The organism is Legionella maceachernii (assembly GCF_900167045.1).
GTDB lineage: Bacteria > Pseudomonadota > Gammaproteobacteria > Legionellales > Legionellaceae > Tatlockia > Tatlockia maceachernii.
The window spans coordinates 164,544-181,615 of sequence record NZ_FUXJ01000005.1 but is presented as its reverse complement, the minus strand read 5'-3'; the positions used below and the strand labels follow the sequence as shown (position 1 = coordinate 181,615).

Genomic DNA, 17,072 nt, shown 5'->3' with positions numbered 1-17,072 from the left:
CAAATTACACGGATAAGTTGTCGATGCTCGCGACAGTATGCATATCTTTATCACCACGACCGGATAAATTGACAATGACTCGTTGCGAGGATTTCAGGGTTTTGGCGAGTTTCATCGCGTAGGCAACGGCGTGGCTCGATTCCAATGCTGGAATAATACCCTCGACTCGCGTTAATGTACGAAATGCATCAAGCGCCTCTTCATCATTAATAGGCACATATTTTACTCTACCAGTGTCTTTAAGATAAGCGTGCTCAGGGCCTACTCCGGGGTAATCAAGTCCTGCTGAGATGGAGTGGGTGTCTTTTATTTGCCCGTACTGATCACAAAGCAAATAGGTGCGATTACCGTGTAGAACCCCGGGTTTACCAGCGATTAAAGAGGCCGCGTGCAGTCCTGATTCAATTCCTTTCCCAGCGGCCTCAACACCATAAATGGCCACTGATTTGTCGTGTAAAAAAGGATAAAATAGTCCCATTGCATTCGACCCTCCTCCCACACAGGCCACTAGAGCCTCAGGAAGATGACCTGTTTTTTCCAAAACCTGTGCTCTTGCTTCTCGACCGATAATCGATTGAAAATCCCTAACCATTTGTGGATAAGGATGAGGACCTGCCACTGTTCCAATGATATAAAACGTATTATCAATATGGGCTACCCAATCCCGCATTGCTTCATTTAAAGCGTCTTTCAATGTCTTAGAACCCGCTGTAACGGGTACAACTTCAGCACCCAATAGCTTCATTCGATAAACATTGGAAGCTTGACGCTTAATGTCCTCTATACCCATGTAAACGACGCATTCTAAACCATATTTTGCCGCAACCGTTGCTGTAGCAACACCGTGTTGCCCTGCTCCTGTCTCCGCAATAACCCGTGTTTTTCCCATTCGCTTAGCAAGCAAAGCTTGCCCGACGGTATTATTAATTTTATGAGCACCGGTATGGTTAAGGTCTTCACGTTTTAAAAAAATCTGCGCGCCTCCGATTTTGGCAGATAAATGTTCTGCGTGGTAGAGGGGTGTTGGACGTCCCACGTAATCGGCAAATTCTTTATTCAATTCAGCTAAAAATTCTGGATCACAACGGTAATGCTGATAAGCTTTCTGTAGCTCGTCTAAAGCATGCATTAGGGTATCGGCTACAAACATACCTCCGTAAGGCCCAAAATGCCCACGCTCATCAGGAAGTTCTTTCTCACTCATTTTTCCCCCGTAATGCATTTACAAATTGATTCATTTTCTCGTGATCTTTAATCCCATAGGATGCTTCTATACCACTGCACACATCCACAGCATAAGGAAACCCTTTATTGACAGCTCGATTAACGTTGGCCGCATCCAAGCCACCGGATAAAATAAAAGGTTTATCCAAATTTCCCGGAATAAGCCCCCAATCAAAGGTTTGGCCTGTACCCCCATAACTGCTCTCTGATGGCGTGTCTAAAAGAATCGCCGAAGCTTGTGGATAGTCTGAACAGCATTTATGGATTGAGGCAGCTGTGCTTACTTGCATTGCTTTGATGTAGGGTTTTTTAAATTGATTACAAAATTCAGGCGATTCTTCACCATGAAACTGCAACCAACCAATGGGCAACTCATTAAGGATTTCATCCACTAATAGTGAAGAAGGATTCACCAAGACCGCCACTACATCAACAAAAAGGGGAACATTGCGGAGTAATTTTTTTGCTTGGGTAAGCGAAACACAACGAGGGCTTTGGGGATAAAAAATTAAGCCGATGGCATCAACTCCCAACTTGGCAGCATGAATAATGTCTTCTTCACGTGTCATCCCGCACATTTTTATTCGCACTCGTGTGTTAGTCAATTAGCGCTCCCAAAGAAATAGAGGCCCCGGGTTGGCTTGAATTACACCAAATTCGCTCGGGTACGTAACACCTACTAAGTATAAACCATAGGGCGGTGCTGTTTCCGCACCCAATCGTCTATCCTTTGCATGCAACACTTCCTTAACCCAACCGACCGATTGCTTTCCAGAACCAACCGCCATGAGGACTCCTGCAATGTTTCTTACCATATGATGTAAAAAAGCATTGGCAGTGATATCAATCATAACCAAGTCACCAGAACGCGTCACCTTCAGCTGGTGTATATTGCGCATCGGTGTATTCGACTGACACTCTACCGAACGAAACGACGTATAATCGTTTTCTCCAATTAAAAACTGGCTGGCTTCTTGCATGGCACGATGGTCAAGCTGTCGATATTGCCAGGTAACACTGCTTCGCAAAAGAGCAGGCCGGATAGGCGAATTATAAATAATGTACCGATAGCGCCGAGATAAAGCGGAGTAGCGCGCGTGAAACTCATTGGGCATTTCGCGCCCCCATTTCACACACACGTCCTTAGGCAAAAACGAGTTTGCACCATGAATCCAGGAACGGATGGTACGCTCTTTATCACAATCAAAATGAATAATCTGGTTTGTTGCATGAACGCCTGTATCAGTTCGGCCAGCGCAAACGATGCTGATTTCACAATCCGCTACTTTCATCAAAGCCTGCTCTAATACCTGCTGCACGGTATGCAGTCCAGTCTGCGCTTGCCAGCCATGATACTGGCTACCATCGTATTCAACCCCTAAGGCAATACGCATTTTCGCATTTCCTGCTGGAAAATGGCCAATGTATAACACTGGAATCCTTTTGTCTAGGCTGTGGCAACATTTCCAAGGCAAGATTACCTAAATTCAAACCCCTCGTAATACTTAAGAATGTGCACCCGTAAATTTCATTGCATAACGAACTACACTGCTCCATAATTTGCACTTAGAATTTCTCTTTGTGTATAAAATGACAGCATTACTCTTAGATGGCAGAAAAGCAGCAGCCTACCTTAAAGAAGAGGTCAAACACGCTGTTGCTGAAAGAATTGCACAAGGCCACTTAGCGCCCGGCTTGGCAGTGATTTTAGTCGGTGAAGATCCTGCCTCCAATATCTATGTCGCTAATAAGCGCAAAGCTTGTCTTGAAGTGGGGTTTAACTCTCATGCTTATGACTTGCCTGCAACCACTTCCGAGAAAGAACTTCTTGAATTAATCACTCAATTAAACCATGCAGAAGAGATTGATGGCATTTTGGTGCAATTACCTCTCCCTGATGTGATTGATCCTAATAAAGTGATTGAATGCATCGATCCTGCCAAAGACGTGGACGGATTTCATCCCTATAATATAGGTCGCCTAGCACAACGCAATCCATTACTCAGACCCTGCACGCCTTATGGAATTATTCACTTACTGTCTTATTACCAAATTCCGCTTGTAGGAGTTAATACTTTAGTTATTGGAGCCTCAAATATTGTTGGCCGACCTATGGCCATGGAGTTTCTATTAGCTGCATCAACCGTCAGTGTGTGTCACCGGTTTACTAAGGACCTTGAAAAATATGTCCGAATTGCCGACATTATCGTCATTGCGACTGGAGTACGGGATGTTATTGATGTTGATTGGTTAAATGAGAAACAAATTATTATCGATGTAGGCATGCATCGTTTAGCAGATGGAACACTTCGAGGTGATATTGACTTTAAACGAGCAAAAGAAATTGTTTCCTGGATAACGCCGGTACCCGGCGGCGTTGGCCCAATGACCATTGCTACCTTACTGCAAAATACAGTGCTTGCAGCCAATTATCGATTACAAAATGAATAGTTAACATAAGCTTCATTAAGCGAGGGGACTTGATTTCAACTTTTTCTACCTAGGCATCTCGAGGCTGGATTTAGCGATCAAGCTCGTCCCAATCAAACTCTCCATCTAACTCATCATCAAATTCTTTTTTTAATCGTTTGCGTTCAAGCTTTTCCTCGAGCAATTTCCGCACTTGTCTTTTATGGCTTAACTCCTCAGGATTTTCTTCATCTTCTTCATAATGTTCAGAAAAAGAATGAGGATCTTCTTCGTATTCTCTTCTCAAGCCCATAATTGCCTCCCGTTATGCGCCTATGGCTTAATTAAAAAGATATTGGTAGCACAACCTAAGTATAGTGCAATATTTTAAGTGCGAGAGCGGTTATCAAAACGACCAATTCTTCAAAAATACTTATATCTTAATAAAAACTTTTTTACGATAAAGAATAGCGAGAATAAGCAGCCAGAATAAGGTGTAGCTTAATGCATATAAGAAAGAAGCCTTTTCTGGGGATACCCACCCAAAAAGCGTGTTAGTGATGAATAATTTTAAATTTTCCGGAGTACCAACGCCTTGATGTATTTTTATTACTATCTGCAATTTTAAGAATAAGACATGTAAAAAATACACAGCCAAAGCATTCGCGCCGAAAATTTCAAAGGGTTTAGACCAAGTTTTCCACCCTTGAATTTCGATGAGCCAATAACAAAATGCTAACACAATAAGTGCCCAACCTCCTGTCCACAAGACATAAGAGCTTGACCATAATGTTTTGTTAATTGGAAACTCCATGTTCCAGAGTCCTCCTGCGATTAAAGCAAGAAAACCCACAGCCATCAAACCCTTCCATTTTTGCCAATAACTATAACCCGATAGAAGCCAAACCCCTGTTAAATTGCCCAGTATCGCTGTGGCAATAGCTGGAATGGTACTTAACAGTCCTTCTGGATCGTAAAATTTTCCATACAGGTGCATTGAAGAGAAAATCAAACGATCCACATAAGCTGCTAAATTACCTTCGATCGTCAAATTGCCGGTGCCGTATCCGGGCACATTGATCTGAGTCATCATTAACCAGTACGCGATTAATAAAGTACACATAACAACAACTTGCACTGCAATTTTTGTTGTTAAAAATAGAATAGAGGCAACAAAATAACAGATTGCGATGCGTTGCAAGACACCATGAAATCGTAGGGTAGAAAAATCAAAATGATTAGGAAAAGCGTTAAGAAGAAGCCCAATAAAAAAAATGATGAGGGTTCGTTTGATGATCTTGGCAAACAACTGTTGTGACGGTGTATGATAAACCTCTCTCGCCTTTGATAGGCTGAACACTGAAGATACGCCCACAATAAAAATAAAAAAAGGAAAAACCAAATCAGCTAAAGTACATCCATTCCAAGCAGAGTGCTCAAGCCATGAGTAAGCCGTTTGATTGCCAGGGCTGTTGACTAAAATCATTAGCGCAATGGTGAGACCGCGAAAAACGTCAAGCGATAATAATCGAGAAAATTTGTTCTCTTTGTTTTTTACAGAGGGAATCATGCAGAGCCTACATACCATTTATGGGTTTCGGTTCTTGGGAGTGCCTTAACTCCATGAGCTTCAATGAAAGCAACAATTGCCCATCTCGCAAACGGCTTGCCAATGAGTGTTTCATTGAGCTGAATAACATCATGCCAGCCAGGAGAAAATTCATCGCTGCTTATCACTTGCTTATAATTTGATGAGAGCATAAAAATGGCATGGCCTTTTTGATGTTCTACGATTTTTAAGTCCCCAGGACACGACCCAATTCTTAATCCAGGACAGCTTTCCGCAATGGCTAAAGTAAACGATCCCGCGTCAAAATGTGGTTTGGCTAGATATTTCCCTGATTCTTGCCAATCATATTTTAAAAATCGCAATAGGATATGCACGTGCTCTGTAGCAAAAACCTTATTGACTACCCCAGCAAATTTTTCTTCAATAGCCCGCAAAATAGCGTAAACGGTTTTGTAGGCCACATCCCAAATGGGTTTCGCTTTTGACACAAAATCAAAAACCACTGGATTTTCTTTTAAAAACGGCTCATATTTTTCAAATAATGCAGGATGGAAATGGAAAAAATCTTTTGAATCGTTATAAACGTGATCCGCAGCAACTCGGTGTTTAAACCCTACATCCCCTCTACGATGCTCAGGCGCTATAGAAAAATCAATCTGATTTTTGACCTCATCGGGCTCCTCTAAAAATTTAAAAAAGGAAACGATCGCTTTTCGAAGAACTTCCTGATCGATAGAGAAGGGAACTTGCACAAAATTTTGCTTCTTTAGGTCCTGGAAGATTGTCTCCCCCGTTAAAATCATAACTACCTCTTATGCCCAAGTTGGCTGCTCAAGTCTCAATGATACGACTTCATTTTCGACAAGCGTTTTAGGAAAGACTAGCTGCTTTGCCCGGTCTGAGATTATTAGTATGATACTCCTCGTTAAGTTTCAGTCAATCATCAACAAAACACTTGGCAATGATTAGAATTTTTCATTTCCCTCCTGACCTTTGATACTTTTTAATCCTCGAACAGGAATATCAATGTGATAAATGTAATGCTGAATAATTTGTTTTGCTTGTTCAGTAGTCAACGGCTTAGTTAGAGCCCCTTCCATGCTGTAATCATCGCAATCGTATTTGACAATATCTGCTTGATAACCCGTAAGTGCAATGATTGGTACATGGTGTTCAGTACCTTGTTCAAGCTGTCGAATTCTTTTCGAAACAACGTAACCTGAAGTATCTTCTAAACCAATATCCATAAACACAAGATCGTATTTACCTGGCGCAAATAATGTCGTTGCCTTATCTCCTGATTCCGCGACATCGACATGGCAATCGAGTTGCATTAATAAGGCTTGAGTTGCCCTTTGAGCAACAGAGTTGTCTTCCACCATTAAGACTCTAGGGGGCTTTTTCTCAATAAGATTTTCCAAGCTATCATTACGCGCTGCAGTGAGCTCTTCAGGCTCTTGTTTTTGGTTATAAGCTTGCAGCTCTTTTTTAATTTTGGCCAATTGTTCTTTTAATTTTCTCGTTTCAGTGATGTCAGTTAGGATACACACCAAGCCAATGACTTGTTTATCCTTATTATAGAGAGGTATCCTCGTAGAAAGGTAATAGACAATATCGCCATTTTTATTAACAACAGGGGCCTCGGTCGCATCATACACAGGCTCTCCAGAGACCAGCACATGGATATCATCCTTTTTGAGTATTTCACTTCGCTCTTCTGACCAATCAGCCAGAGCAACTAGCTTCTTATAGGGATGAACCCCTATCATTTCTTCCAATTGATTAACACCAAGCAAGCTACGAAAGTTTCTATTACATCCCATAAGACAGCAATTTTTATCTAATAAATAAACAATATTTGGCATGCAATCGATCACATCAAGATAATATTGATGCATATCAATATCATCTCCATTTTTTAGGCTCATTGGAACAGTGGAGCGGGCCATGCTCTTTTCTCCTCAAAAAATACTTGCAAATGAAGTATAGTACATCCAATAGCAAAACGATTTTTAGCTAACAATTTGATAGTTAGGATAAATTGCTTCCCTCAGTCATACAAAGCCATGAGAACACCATAATTTAGCAGTTAATTTTTCCTTAAGCTAATTATGAAATAATTAACTATCTAATCTGTCTTCTTTTGCCATGTTTATATCGGTTGATAATCCAAGAGATGGGAATTGCGCCTTTTATGCTTATCCATTGAGAATAATTCCACAAAGAATTATCATCGTTTTTGCACCGATAGCCTATTAGCAAAACAAGAAATTCAAAAAAAATACAAAATATACACGACGGGTTTTATTGCTTTCTTTGGCAGAAATCACGTGGCCAAAGGAAAAAAAATTGTTCGGATGTGCGATAACCGGCAAGTGACAGTTGATCAAATTATTGCGGTGATTACGCAGTACATTAATAACTCAGAGATTAGATTTAATTCGGATAGCAGCTTTATGAAGCGCGCTAATTACATCTTGGAAAGGTATAGGTATTACAATGGCTCTGATGAAACTTTAGCGGAGTCTTCGGCCTTGTCAACCGAGTTACAAAGCATTTTGTAGTCTATTAATCGGACAAAATGACTACTTGATTTGTTAAATGACATTGGATAAGATGAGTTTTACGATTTTGCTTAAAAAAAGGTCATAGTATGGAAATTATGACTTCAGGCAGGTCAAACCAATTTTTATAGCTTAGATGGAGATGTGTTTATGTCTCAAGAAGGAATTTCGATATTAGGCTCAGAAGTGATAGAACCTTCTGCAAAAATCTGGCGCAAACAGGATACAGTTTGGATGCTGAGTCTCTATGGAACTGCGATTGGCGCAGGTACTCTGTTTCTTCCTATTAATGCTGGTTTACACGGTATTTGGCCTCTTATCATCATGGCCATTCTTGCCTTCCCGATGACTTATTTTTCTCATCAAGCCTTATGTCGATTTGTACTCTCAGGCTCCTCTGAAAATAATGATATTACCGAAGTTGTTGAACAACATTTTGGTAGCATCGCAGGTAAGATATTAACCATACTTTATTTCTTCGCTATCTACCCGATTTTACTTATGTACAGTGTCGCTATAACCAACACTACCGAAAGCTTCATTGTTCACCAATTAGGTATGGAAGCACCGCCTCGCGCGTTATTAGCCATTATTTTAATCATGGCGCTTATGGCTATTGTGCGTTTTGGCCAAGAAATAATTGTAAAATCAATGAGTTTGTTAGTGTATCCTTTCGTCAGTATTCTGTTGATATTATCTTTGTATCTTGTTCCGCATTGGAATGATGCGATTTTTCAACAAAGCAATTTTAATCAAGCTGCTGGAGGAAATGGCTTTCTAATGACCTTATGGTTAATTATTCCCGTTATGGTGTTTTCATTTAATCACTCACCAATCATTTCTTCTTTTGCGGTTAATCAAAAACAAGCTTATAAAGAAAAAGCAGATGAAAAAAGTTCATGGATATTAAAATACAGCCACATTATGATGGTCGTTACAGTGATGTTTTTCGTCTTTAGTTGTGTCCTTAGTTTATCACCGCAGGATCTCGCACTAGCCAAAAAGCAAAATATTTCAATTTTGTCCTACTTGGCCAATCACTTTCATACTCCAACCATTGCTTACATCGCCCCGATCATTGCTTTTATTGCCATCGCAAAATCGTTCCTTGGGCATTATTTGGGTGCTAGCGAGGGTTTACATGGCTTAATTGTTAAATCCCTTCGTTCTCGTGGCAAAACAATCGGAAACTTTAAACTGTATTCTTTAATTGAAGGATTCATGATTATCAGCTGCTGGGCTGTAGCGACAATTAATCCGAATATCCTGACAATGATTGAAACGCTCGGTGGCCCTATTATTGCGCTCATTCTGTTTTTGATGCCCATGTATGCAATCCTGAAAGTGCCAGCGATGAAAAAATACCGTAGTCCCTTTATTAATGTTTTTCTCACCATCATCGGAGTCATTGCGATTTCCGCTATTCTTTATGGCTTAGTGCGCTAGCCCTCATTGAGGGTTCGTGCATGCCCTTCGTAGGGATAGCCGAGGAGCAGACCAGCCATCATTAAGAGCAAAAAACAGCATCCCGAATGACGACGGCTTCTTCATTACGGGCTATCCCTTGCTCTTAACTCAGTTAAGATTAAAACCCCTCATAAAAATATATACTATTATATTGAAATCCAACTTGATTTGCTCAGTAGGAAAAAGATGAAGCAAGATTATGTTCTTTGTGCCACCAAAGAGGGGTACCATAAAGTGGCTTATACTGAATGGGGCGAGGTGAATTCTGAGCCCTCTGCGGTGATTTGTGTTCACGGGCTAACGCGAAACGCACATGACTTTGATCCACTTGCAAACTATTTAAGCACGCAAGGATACCACGTCTTTTGCCCAGACGTCGTTGGTCGTGGAGACAGTAGTTGGCTTAAGAACCCACAAAATTACAATTTCGACCGTTATATCTTAGACATGAATGTGCTCATCAGTCGAACGGGAGCAACAAAAATTGATTGGATAGGGACCTCGATGGGCGGTCTAATAGGAATTATGATGGCTGCTTTACCTAATACTCCTATTCGTCGGCTCATTCTCAATGATGTGAGTCCTCAGGTGCCCATTCACGCATTGTGGCAACTGGCAAAATACGTGGGTAAAGACCCCGAATTTTCAAGTAAAGAACAAGCCAAAGAGCACTATAAGAAAATTTATGCTGAGTTTGGTAATCTTACTGAGGAACAATGGGATCAATTCACCGAAACCAGCGTTATCGAACACTCCCCTGGTGTATTTATCAGTAAATATGATCCAAGTATTCATGATTTCCGAATTAAATGGCAGGCGGTTAAAGAGTTTTTTTATCATCCTCATAAAGCACTGGAAGGAATTTTGTTTGACGTCGATCTTTGGGAATTTTGGCATAATGTGAAGTGCCCTGTCCTTGTGATTCGAGGCCGTCATTCTAAGCTACTGCTCCCAGAACACATCAGAAAAATGAAGCGAACCCACCCGCATGTAGATGTTTTAGAGATCGAAGATGCCGGGCACGCCCCTGCCTTATTTGATCGAGACGATCATGAAAAGATAATCGATTGGTTAGACCATGTTAGTACTCATGCTTAACCACCCTATCTGTAGTAATCACTCCTACTAAGAAGAAAATCCACAAATTGATTAAGAAACATTCTAACTTACACGTTTTATGCAAATAATTTCAATCCTTTTCGCTTCTCCCACTGCTTTAGTATATTATTTATACAGGAACCACAATAATTTCATCTTGAGTGAGTTTACAATCTATATTCCATGGCTTGATAATGGCTAAATGAAAAGAGAATATAGAGGGACCGGGACTTAAGGATAGTTTAATGAAGCTATTATTTCTGGGTGTCTCATCGGCTTTTAGTGTAGGTGAAAACCGATTTCAATCGAATATGCTGGTTGAAAGTGACTCAGGGAGTAAATTGCTTCTTGATTGTGGAAGTGATGCAAGGCATTCACTCTATGCCCAAGGATACACCTATAGCGACATTGATGCTGTTTATGTGAGCCACCTGCATAGTGATCATATTGGGGGATTAGAATGGCTAGGCTTTTCCAAGCGCTTTATTGATGAGGGAAAAATAACGCTCTTCATTAGCCCTGACCAGGTAGATAGACTATGGGACAGCGTTTTGCGCGGTGGTATGTCATCCATAGAAACCGAGCAAGCCACATTATCGACTTACTTTAATGTTCAACCTGCTTACCACCACTTCGTTTGGGAAAATTATCACTTCCAACTGGTGAAAACGATCCATTCTATCTCGAACGGAAAAATTTTGCCGAGTTACGGGTTATTCATCACCGGGATTGCTAAAAAAGTATTCATTTCAATGGACACTCGTTTCACCCCTGATATTTTACAACCTTTTTACAATGCAGCGGATGTTATTTTTCACGATTGTGAAACTTCAGCAAAATTAAGTGGCCAACACGCACATTACAATGAGTTAAAAACCCTTGATAACAAAATTAAGAAGAAAATTTGGCTGTACGATTATAACTGTGGCCTTTTACCAAACGCAAAAAAAGATGGTTTTAAAGGGTTTGTAGTGCGGGGACAGCGCTTCGACTTTTAATCCATCCTGGAACTCAATTTGATCAATATCTAAAACAAAGTTATATTATTTTATCGATAAAAACCAATTGGTTAACTGTTTAGATTTAAAAAAAGAGTTGCATTCAATTCCAATTCGTGTAAAATTTGCCCAGTTATGAAAAGAAAATTAATACTTACTACAGGAATCGCTCTGCTCTCAATACTAGGTTTCTTTTCGTGGTGGCATTGGCTACAAAAGCCCCAAAAGCCCAAAGAAATCGTATTAAAGCAGAAATCATTCGAACAATTACCCGGTTGGAAAACAGCCAAGGTAAAAAAATCGCTCCTTGCCTTCCAGATCTCTTGTAAAGCTTTTTTGAAGCAAGATCCCGAACAATTAGTAGGTAGCGAGCATATCGCTTTACGAGCAAAAGACTGGCAACCTGCCTGCCGTGCTGCACTTGCGATTCATCCGCTTTCGGAAACCACTGCAAGAGCGTTTTTTCAGCAATGGTTCACTCCCGTTGAATTCAACAATAATCAGCCAGTACGTGGACTATTCACCGGTTATTATATGGCGCAATTGCGTGGCAGCCGTACCAAATCTAAAGAATATAACGTCCCTATTTATGGCTTACCTACTAACCTTGTGACAATTAACTTAGGCTTATTTGATCCAACCCTTAAAAATCGCCGAATTGTAGGGCGAATGGCTGATAATCAAGTGCTTCCCTATTATACTCGCGCTGAAATCAATAATGGGGCTATAGCGGAAAAAGCACCGGTGTTAATTTGGGTGAATAGTCATATAGATCGCCTTTTCTTAGAAATTCAAGGTTCAGGCACCGTTGAGCTTGACGATGGTTCACGAGTACATCTAGGCTATGCCGGCGAGAATGGCGCTCCTTATACTTCAGTCGCACGTGTTCTCATCGATCAAGGAGTTATGACAAGGGATAATGCCTCCATGCAGCACATTAAGCGCTATCTGGAAGAAAATCCTGAGCAAATGCACAAGGTGTTAAATCAAAATAAGTCCTTTGTGTTTTTTCATTATTTGAAAGATGAAGCTGCGCTGGGTTCTCAAGGTGTTGCCCTGACCCCAGGGTACTCCTTAGCAATTGATAAAAAATGGATTCCTTTAGGAGCACCACTGTGGTTAAGTACTACAAGGCCTGATGTGAACCCAGACCAAGAGAAAGCCTTTCAACGCTTAATGATTGCTCAAGACACCGGCGGCGCAATTAAAGGTTTAGTGCGTGGTGATGTCTATTGGGGAGCTGGTGAAAAAGCGACTTTTATTGCAGGTCACATGAAAAATCCAGGGCATTATTGGCTTTTGCTACCTAATCACATGATGACTAAATTACAGAAAAAAATGGCTTAGATCTCGACTTCTGGGTCAATCGGTTAATCGGATTGACCTATGCAGTCCCTTCCCATATTACTGCTTTAGAACGGTATCTATCCTTATCAAAATAATGAATTTTATACCCTATTGAATGCTCAATTTGCAACGTATCAGTACCTTTCTTAATTTGAAATACAGTAGCTGGTGAACACTCCACGTTAACACCTTGGTAAACAAAGCTATAATCTCCATGCACATGGCCAGTAACAATTAATTTCACTTTAGAATTGGAAATGGTTTTCCATAAATCCTCTCTATTGTTCAAAATATACTGATCGATCAATGGGGTATTAACAGGAATGGGATGGTGGTGCATGATTAAAGCGATATTCTTTTTGCTTGCATTGATGATTTTTTCTACTTCGTTTAACTCATCTAAATGAATATAACCACTCCCAGAGCCTTCAAGCTTAGAGTGAATAAACACTAAATTCCAATGCTTTAATTCAAGTAATCTTGTGCGTGTAAACAAAGAGAATGAATTAAAAACCGCACTCATAACGCTTTCATTATCATGATTCCCCGGGAGCCAAAAAACACGGCTCTTGCAGTTTTTAAATGACTTCAATAAATGCTGATAGGCAGCTGAGGTTTCATCTTGTGATAAATCCCCTGTTAATAAAATAAAGTCGGTATCTTCAAGTTCATTTCTAAAAATGACCTTCATAACCTCATCAAAATTTTTATTAGGATTAACACCGAACAAACTGGAATGATGAGCAAAGAGGTGCGTATCTGTAATTTGTAGAATTTTCAGACTGTCTTTTGTGGAAAAATCATTGAACATATCGATAAAGAACCGAATTGTTTCATTGCATTGTAATCATAATGCATTAAAATATCCATTTTTCAAATTCACTTTCTTCTGGGGATGTTGAATCATTGAGTGGCGGGTCATCAATAGGGGCTATCTTCGATACACCTGCGGTTTGATCTAAACTATCAGCTATGTCATTCCCTGTCGATGAGTTTTCCCCCAGTACGGGTTGTTGCAGCGCTTCTGACAAGCTAATGAATCGATAACCGTTTTTCTTAAACATAGCAATAATCTCTTCCATGCAGTAGCTATTGAGCAAATTAGAATGAATGAGCAAAATTTGTTTTATCGGTTGATTTTTATTTTTGGCAATCCTTTCTGCTTTTTGGATTTGACTTGCGAGATAAGCTAAGTATTCTTGCTTAATACGATTTAAATTCTTTTCTCGCACTTTGTATGACATTGCGTATAGCCGAGCATTAAAAACGAAATCTTTGCTGTCAATAGTCACTGGCGCAATAATGTAATTATTTGCCGCGAGAAAATCCTGCACTCGCTGTTTTTTCTCACCTCTACCTTCAGCTAAAAAAGGGTAACGAAAATACTTCGGTGATGACATGAGAGGGGCTAGAATTTTATCTGCTTTTTCCACATTGGAGATGTATTTGTCAGTGCTCATTGCATTTAAATTGGCATGAGTATAGGTATGATTACCTATCACAATACCCGCTTGCTGTAATTGTTCTAAAAGCTCCCATTGGCCATTTTCTATGTTTCCTGCGATAACAAAACCTGTGGCAGGCACATTGTTATCAATAAGTGCTTGCATGATTTTCCAGATTCTAACCTCTTCTCGTTTTAATTTAGCGGCATCATTATTTGCAAACCCCACATAAGGTAAATCATCAATGGTGATTGCAACTTCTTTTTCAAAAGCAAAGGAGGAATTGATCAAGCTAAATCCTAATAAAGTTAGACTTAAAAGGTATTTCTTTATCATTAAAAATCCTCCGCCATTGAATGAATTGATTCTCTATTCGTTTGCAATATCTATACCAAATGAACGAAGATAATTTTATGATAGCAATGAATTGAAATTGCGATTTGTAAAGCGCTTTTACCAAAAAAGGTTATTCGATGAACTCTAACCAGCGTAGTCGCCATAATTTAAACAAGAATATCTGATTGTGCTTGTCGTTAATAAAAGGAATGAGTCTTTTAGTGGTCAAGACCCGTGAATTCGCCACTGCCTTAATTAAATCGTTAGCGGCTTGGTCCGAGTCCCACAAACCCCCATTGATAAATAAATGAAGGAATCGTCGATCAATCGATTCTTGATAAGCAAAACGGCAAAGCGGGTTGCGAATGAGCCCTTCACTGTTTTTTAATTCTTTAACAAAATGATCTAACTGAGCACTTTTCTTGTTCAGTGGAGAAGGCAATAATGCTTCTGCTTGGCAATCCAACCGGGTGACAAAACAGCCAAACCAAGATTTAAGTAGCTCTTCATTATCTAATAGATGCCTCATCAGTTTTTTTGCGTTTAGCCAAGCCTGTTGCGGCAGTTCTGAAGTTCCACGATTAGGCTCCCAAATCGGATCTTGATACAACAAGGTGGACTGTCCTTGTTCTGCTAAATACTCCGCATAACTATCCCATAGTTCGTGGCCTTGATAACTGCGATAACCGAAAGAATACGTCATGCACGCTTCTGAGATGGCTATACCATAGTGCCCCACATGAGGCGGGAGATAAAGCATATCCCCTTCTTCAAGTATGTATTCATCTTCGATGTCAAATTGCTTCATAATGCGTAACTCGGTGTCAGCTAGGTAATTATGATTATTACAATCTTTAGTAGTAAGCGACCATTTTCGTCGCCCTTTTGCCTGATATAAGAAAACATCATAATTATCATAATGCGGTCCTACACTGCCATGATTAACTGCGTAACTGATCATCACATCATCAATTCGCCATTGAGGGATAAAATCAAAGTGATCGAGCATTGCATAGACATCCGGAATAAAACGGTCAACACCTTGCACCAGCAAGGTCCAATGCGTCGCAGGCAAGCGAGTGAAATCACTTTCGGAAAAAGGGCCACGTTTTAAATGCCAACGGGGGGCTTTATTCGGTGTTTCAAAAACAATTCGACTTTCTATTTCTTCTTCCATGGCTAAACCGGCTAATTCATCAGGAGTTAATGCATTGATAAAATCAGGCAAAGCCTGGCGAATAACAAGAGGCTTTTTTTGCCAATAGTGATTTAAAAATTCGTTTGCACTGATTTCTGTAAAACAAAGCATGCTAAAATTCCCCATTGAATTGAAGTCTATAATCCATTGATATTGATGAAAAAGGATGATTTCATGAATAATAGCTTAGAAAAACCAATCCGCTTACTGTTTATTTTACCCTTTTTTGCTTTTTAAAAACCCTCACTTCTACTGACGTACGCGAATTCGAATCCATTGCCAGAGTGAATGAAACATCACCCGTTGAATTGACTTTCATGTCTTGTTCATTGTTCTCTTCGATTTTATTGCTTTTTTCTCTCCTTTTATTAGAAAAATAAGCGTGGGTATCCTTAATTGTTATTAGAGCAAAATTGGTCGATTAATCGCTCATTCTCCTGCATAAATCTTATTGCGGAAAAAAGAGCACAATTAAGGTCATTATCCGCCAAAACTCCTTTTTAGACGTTCGAAACTAAGCACGATTAATACATAAAATAATAAATTCTAAACCTTAATATTGTGTTAATAATTATTACTTAGCTGTAAAAGCAGGGCTCCTGTTCTTCTGCTAATAGTTTGACCATGTTAGGCTTGCTCCAGTGTTCAAATGAGGGTCAGATTATGGCAAGATTTTTCTATCGATATTTACCTAAAAAAGCGCTTAATGAGGCAGAGCAAGCCTTACAAGAAGCGAAGCAGTTAATGCAGTTACCATCAAAAAACTACGATCATAATCAAGTTCAATCTCTTTTACACCTGATTGATGAGAGAGCGGCTGCTTTCAGAAGGCAAATTGAACGATTTAAAAAACCAAGTCACCAACAACCTTACATCAATAGTTTTTATGCTTTCGCAAAAACATTAAAAGACTATTTTGAAACCCCAGGAATGACAGATCCACTCAGCCGATACCATAATTCTGGGCTTTACTGTTATGTGGGTGAGAATCCAGATCTTTCCTATAGCTTTGCCGATACTGCATCCAGTGCTTTTTTCTACGGTGGTCTTGGACTATTAGTTTTGAGTTTATTCCTTATCCCGGTCAATTTGCCTGCCGCACTCATTACCCTAGGAGTTGCACTCAGCTTTCTATTCCCGAGCGCTTATTACTCGTTTTGTATCACCCGACCCAATGAGGCAGCAGTATTCAAGAAAGAAGAGGAATTATTTAATGCGGCCATTGCCGTTGCGACTGGTACACCCAGTAGGTCTGCAAATGAAGAATTTGAGCTTGAGGAGCACCTAAAAGTACAATAACCTTATCCAGTCAATGATTGACATCCTTTAATTAAAAAAAATTGCTGAAGCATTCCTTTGGCCCATGAAAACTTGCTTTATTTGAGCTATCATAATTGCTTTGAACTCAATGGAGTC

At 39.9% G+C, this 17,072-nt stretch carries 17 protein-coding genes; 7 read left to right on the top strand and 10 right to left on the bottom strand.

The features are described 5' to 3' along the window. Positions 1-4: 4 nt before the first annotated feature. From trpB to truA, 3 genes are read right to left on the bottom strand one after another with little or no spacing between them, the layout of a single operon-like run. A complete protein-coding gene (gene trpB / locus B5D33_RS05360; RefSeq protein ID WP_058451562.1) occupies positions 5-1,204 on the bottom strand; it encodes a tryptophan synthase subunit beta in 1,200 nt (399 codons plus the stop codon). Next, the gene (locus B5D33_RS05355) at positions 1,197-1,829 is read right to left on the bottom strand and encodes a phosphoribosylanthranilate isomerase (RefSeq protein WP_058451563.1); all 633 of its coding nucleotides are present in this window, start codon (positions 1,827-1,829) and stop codon (positions 1,197-1,199) included. The genes trpB and B5D33_RS05355 overlap by 8 nt, the downstream gene beginning before the upstream one ends. Beyond that, the gene (truA, locus tag B5D33_RS05350; protein WP_058451594.1) at positions 1,830-2,618 is read right to left on the bottom strand and encodes a tRNA pseudouridine(38-40) synthase TruA; all 789 of its coding nucleotides are present in this window, start codon (positions 2,616-2,618) and stop codon (positions 1,830-1,832) included. A gap of 196 nt (positions 2,619-2,814) precedes the next feature. Here truA and folD point away from each other — a divergent pair, with 196 nt between their 5' ends. After that, positions 2,815-3,675 (top strand): bifunctional methylenetetrahydrofolate dehydrogenase/methenyltetrahydrofolate cyclohydrolase FolD, encoded by an 861-nt coding sequence (gene folD / locus B5D33_RS05345; RefSeq protein WP_058451564.1) that lies wholly within the window; start codon positions 2,815-2,817, stop codon positions 3,673-3,675. Positions 3,676-3,745: 70 nt separating this feature from the next. On the opposite strand, the gene B5D33_RS05340 is transcribed toward folD, so the two are convergent. The 4 genes from B5D33_RS05340 to B5D33_RS05325 form a co-directional block, all read right to left on the bottom strand. Then, positions 3,746-3,946 (bottom strand): hypothetical protein, encoded by a 201-nt coding sequence (locus B5D33_RS05340; protein ID WP_058451565.1) that lies wholly within the window; start codon positions 3,944-3,946, stop codon positions 3,746-3,748. A 120-nt stretch (positions 3,947-4,066) separates the two neighbouring features. Continuing rightward, positions 4,067-5,203 (bottom strand): acyltransferase family protein, encoded by a 1,137-nt coding sequence (locus tag B5D33_RS05335; RefSeq protein WP_058451566.1) that lies wholly within the window; start codon positions 5,201-5,203, stop codon positions 4,067-4,069. Then, a complete protein-coding gene (locus B5D33_RS05330) occupies positions 5,200-6,006 on the bottom strand; it encodes a hypothetical protein (protein ID WP_058451567.1) in 807 nt (268 codons plus the stop codon). The genes B5D33_RS05335 and B5D33_RS05330 overlap by 4 nt, the downstream gene beginning before the upstream one ends. Positions 6,007-6,168: 162 nt before the next feature. Further along, the gene (locus tag B5D33_RS05325) at positions 6,169-7,152 is read right to left on the bottom strand and encodes a response regulator (RefSeq protein WP_234802465.1); all 984 of its coding nucleotides are present in this window, start codon (positions 7,150-7,152) and stop codon (positions 6,169-6,171) included. Positions 7,153-7,386: 234 nt separating this feature from the next. Between B5D33_RS05325 and B5D33_RS05320 the strand changes: the two genes are divergently transcribed. From B5D33_RS05320 to mltA, 5 genes are all read left to right on the top strand, one after another. Next, on the top strand, positions 7,387-7,767 hold the full coding sequence (locus tag B5D33_RS05320) for a hypothetical protein (protein ID WP_058451568.1): 381 nt from the start codon (positions 7,387-7,389) through the stop codon (positions 7,765-7,767). A gap of 150 nt (positions 7,768-7,917) precedes the next feature. Continuing rightward, entirely contained in the window at positions 7,918-9,213 is a 1,296-nt protein-coding gene (locus B5D33_RS05315; protein ID WP_058451569.1) for a serine/threonine transporter, read from the top strand. 207 nt (positions 9,214-9,420) lie between these two features. Next, positions 9,421-10,332 carry an alpha/beta fold hydrolase gene (locus tag B5D33_RS05310; RefSeq protein WP_058451570.1) on the top strand — a complete coding sequence of 304 codons (912 nt, stop codon included), beginning with the start codon at positions 9,421-9,423 and terminating at the stop codon, positions 10,330-10,332. A gap of 245 nt (positions 10,333-10,577) precedes the next feature. After that, a complete protein-coding gene (locus tag B5D33_RS05305) occupies positions 10,578-11,330 on the top strand; it encodes an MBL fold metallo-hydrolase (RefSeq protein ID WP_058451571.1) in 753 nt (250 codons plus the stop codon). A 135-nt stretch (positions 11,331-11,465) separates the two neighbouring features. Next, positions 11,466-12,677 carry a murein transglycosylase A gene (gene mltA, locus B5D33_RS05300; protein WP_058451572.1) on the top strand — a complete coding sequence of 404 codons (1,212 nt, stop codon included), beginning with the start codon at positions 11,466-11,468 and terminating at the stop codon, positions 12,675-12,677. Positions 12,678-12,714: 37 nt separating this feature from the next. On the opposite strand, the gene B5D33_RS05295 is transcribed toward mltA, so the two are convergent. From B5D33_RS05295 to B5D33_RS05285, 3 genes are all read right to left on the bottom strand, one after another. Then, the gene (locus B5D33_RS05295) at positions 12,715-13,488 is read right to left on the bottom strand and encodes a metallophosphoesterase (RefSeq protein WP_058451573.1); all 774 of its coding nucleotides are present in this window, start codon (positions 13,486-13,488) and stop codon (positions 12,715-12,717) included. A gap of 46 nt (positions 13,489-13,534) precedes the next feature. Continuing rightward, the gene (locus B5D33_RS05290; RefSeq protein WP_065239980.1) at positions 13,535-14,458 is read right to left on the bottom strand and encodes a polysaccharide deacetylase family protein; all 924 of its coding nucleotides are present in this window, start codon (positions 14,456-14,458) and stop codon (positions 13,535-13,537) included. Between the two features lie 130 nt (positions 14,459-14,588). Further along, positions 14,589-15,767 carry a cupin domain-containing protein gene (locus B5D33_RS05285; protein WP_058451574.1) on the bottom strand — a complete coding sequence of 393 codons (1,179 nt, stop codon included), beginning with the start codon at positions 15,765-15,767 and terminating at the stop codon, positions 14,589-14,591. A gap of 552 nt (positions 15,768-16,319) precedes the next feature. Between B5D33_RS05285 and B5D33_RS05280 the strand changes: the two genes are divergently transcribed. Continuing rightward, positions 16,320-16,955: a hypothetical protein gene (locus tag B5D33_RS05280; protein ID WP_058451575.1), complete on the top strand. Its 636-nt coding sequence runs from the start codon at positions 16,320-16,322 to the stop codon at positions 16,953-16,955. Positions 16,956-17,072: the final 117 nt, after the last annotated feature.

Coding starts and splice junctions, on each gene's coding strand:
- B5D33_RS05285 (WP_058451574.1), bottom strand. CDS start 15,767: ATGCTTTGTTTTACAGAAATCAGTGCAAACGAATTTTTAAATCACTAT.
- B5D33_RS05340 (WP_058451565.1), bottom strand. CDS start 3,946: ATGGGCTTGAGAAGAGAATACGAAGAAGATCCTCATTCTTTTTCTGAA.
- B5D33_RS05290 (WP_065239980.1), bottom strand. CDS start 14,458: ATGATAAAGAAATACCTTTTAAGTCTAACTTTATTAGGATTTAGCTTG.
- folD (WP_058451564.1), top strand. CDS start 2,815: ATGACAGCATTACTCTTAGATGGCAGAAAAGCAGCAGCCTACCTTAAA.
- mltA (WP_058451572.1), top strand. CDS start 11,466: ATGAAAAGAAAATTAATACTTACTACAGGAATCGCTCTGCTCTCAATA.
- B5D33_RS05325 (WP_234802465.1), bottom strand. CDS start 7,152: ATGGCCCGCTCCACTGTTCCAATGAGCCTAAAAAATGGAGATGATATT.
- B5D33_RS05310 (WP_058451570.1), top strand. CDS start 9,421: ATGAAGCAAGATTATGTTCTTTGTGCCACCAAAGAGGGGTACCATAAA.
- B5D33_RS05305 (WP_058451571.1), top strand. CDS start 10,578: ATGAAGCTATTATTTCTGGGTGTCTCATCGGCTTTTAGTGTAGGTGAA.
- trpB (WP_058451562.1), bottom strand. CDS start 1,204: ATGAGTGAGAAAGAACTTCCTGATGAGCGTGGGCATTTTGGGCCTTAC.
- B5D33_RS05295 (WP_058451573.1), bottom strand. CDS start 13,488: ATGTTCAATGATTTTTCCACAAAAGACAGTCTGAAAATTCTACAAATT.
- B5D33_RS05335 (WP_058451566.1), bottom strand. CDS start 5,203: ATGATTCCCTCTGTAAAAAACAAAGAGAACAAATTTTCTCGATTATTA.
- truA (WP_058451594.1), bottom strand. CDS start 2,618: ATGCGTATTGCCTTAGGGGTTGAATACGATGGTAGCCAGTATCATGGC.
- B5D33_RS05280 (WP_058451575.1), top strand. CDS start 16,320: ATGGCAAGATTTTTCTATCGATATTTACCTAAAAAAGCGCTTAATGAG.
- B5D33_RS05315 (WP_058451569.1), top strand. CDS start 7,918: ATGTCTCAAGAAGGAATTTCGATATTAGGCTCAGAAGTGATAGAACCT.
- B5D33_RS05330 (WP_058451567.1), bottom strand. CDS start 6,006: ATGATTTTAACGGGGGAGACAATCTTCCAGGACCTAAAGAAGCAAAAT.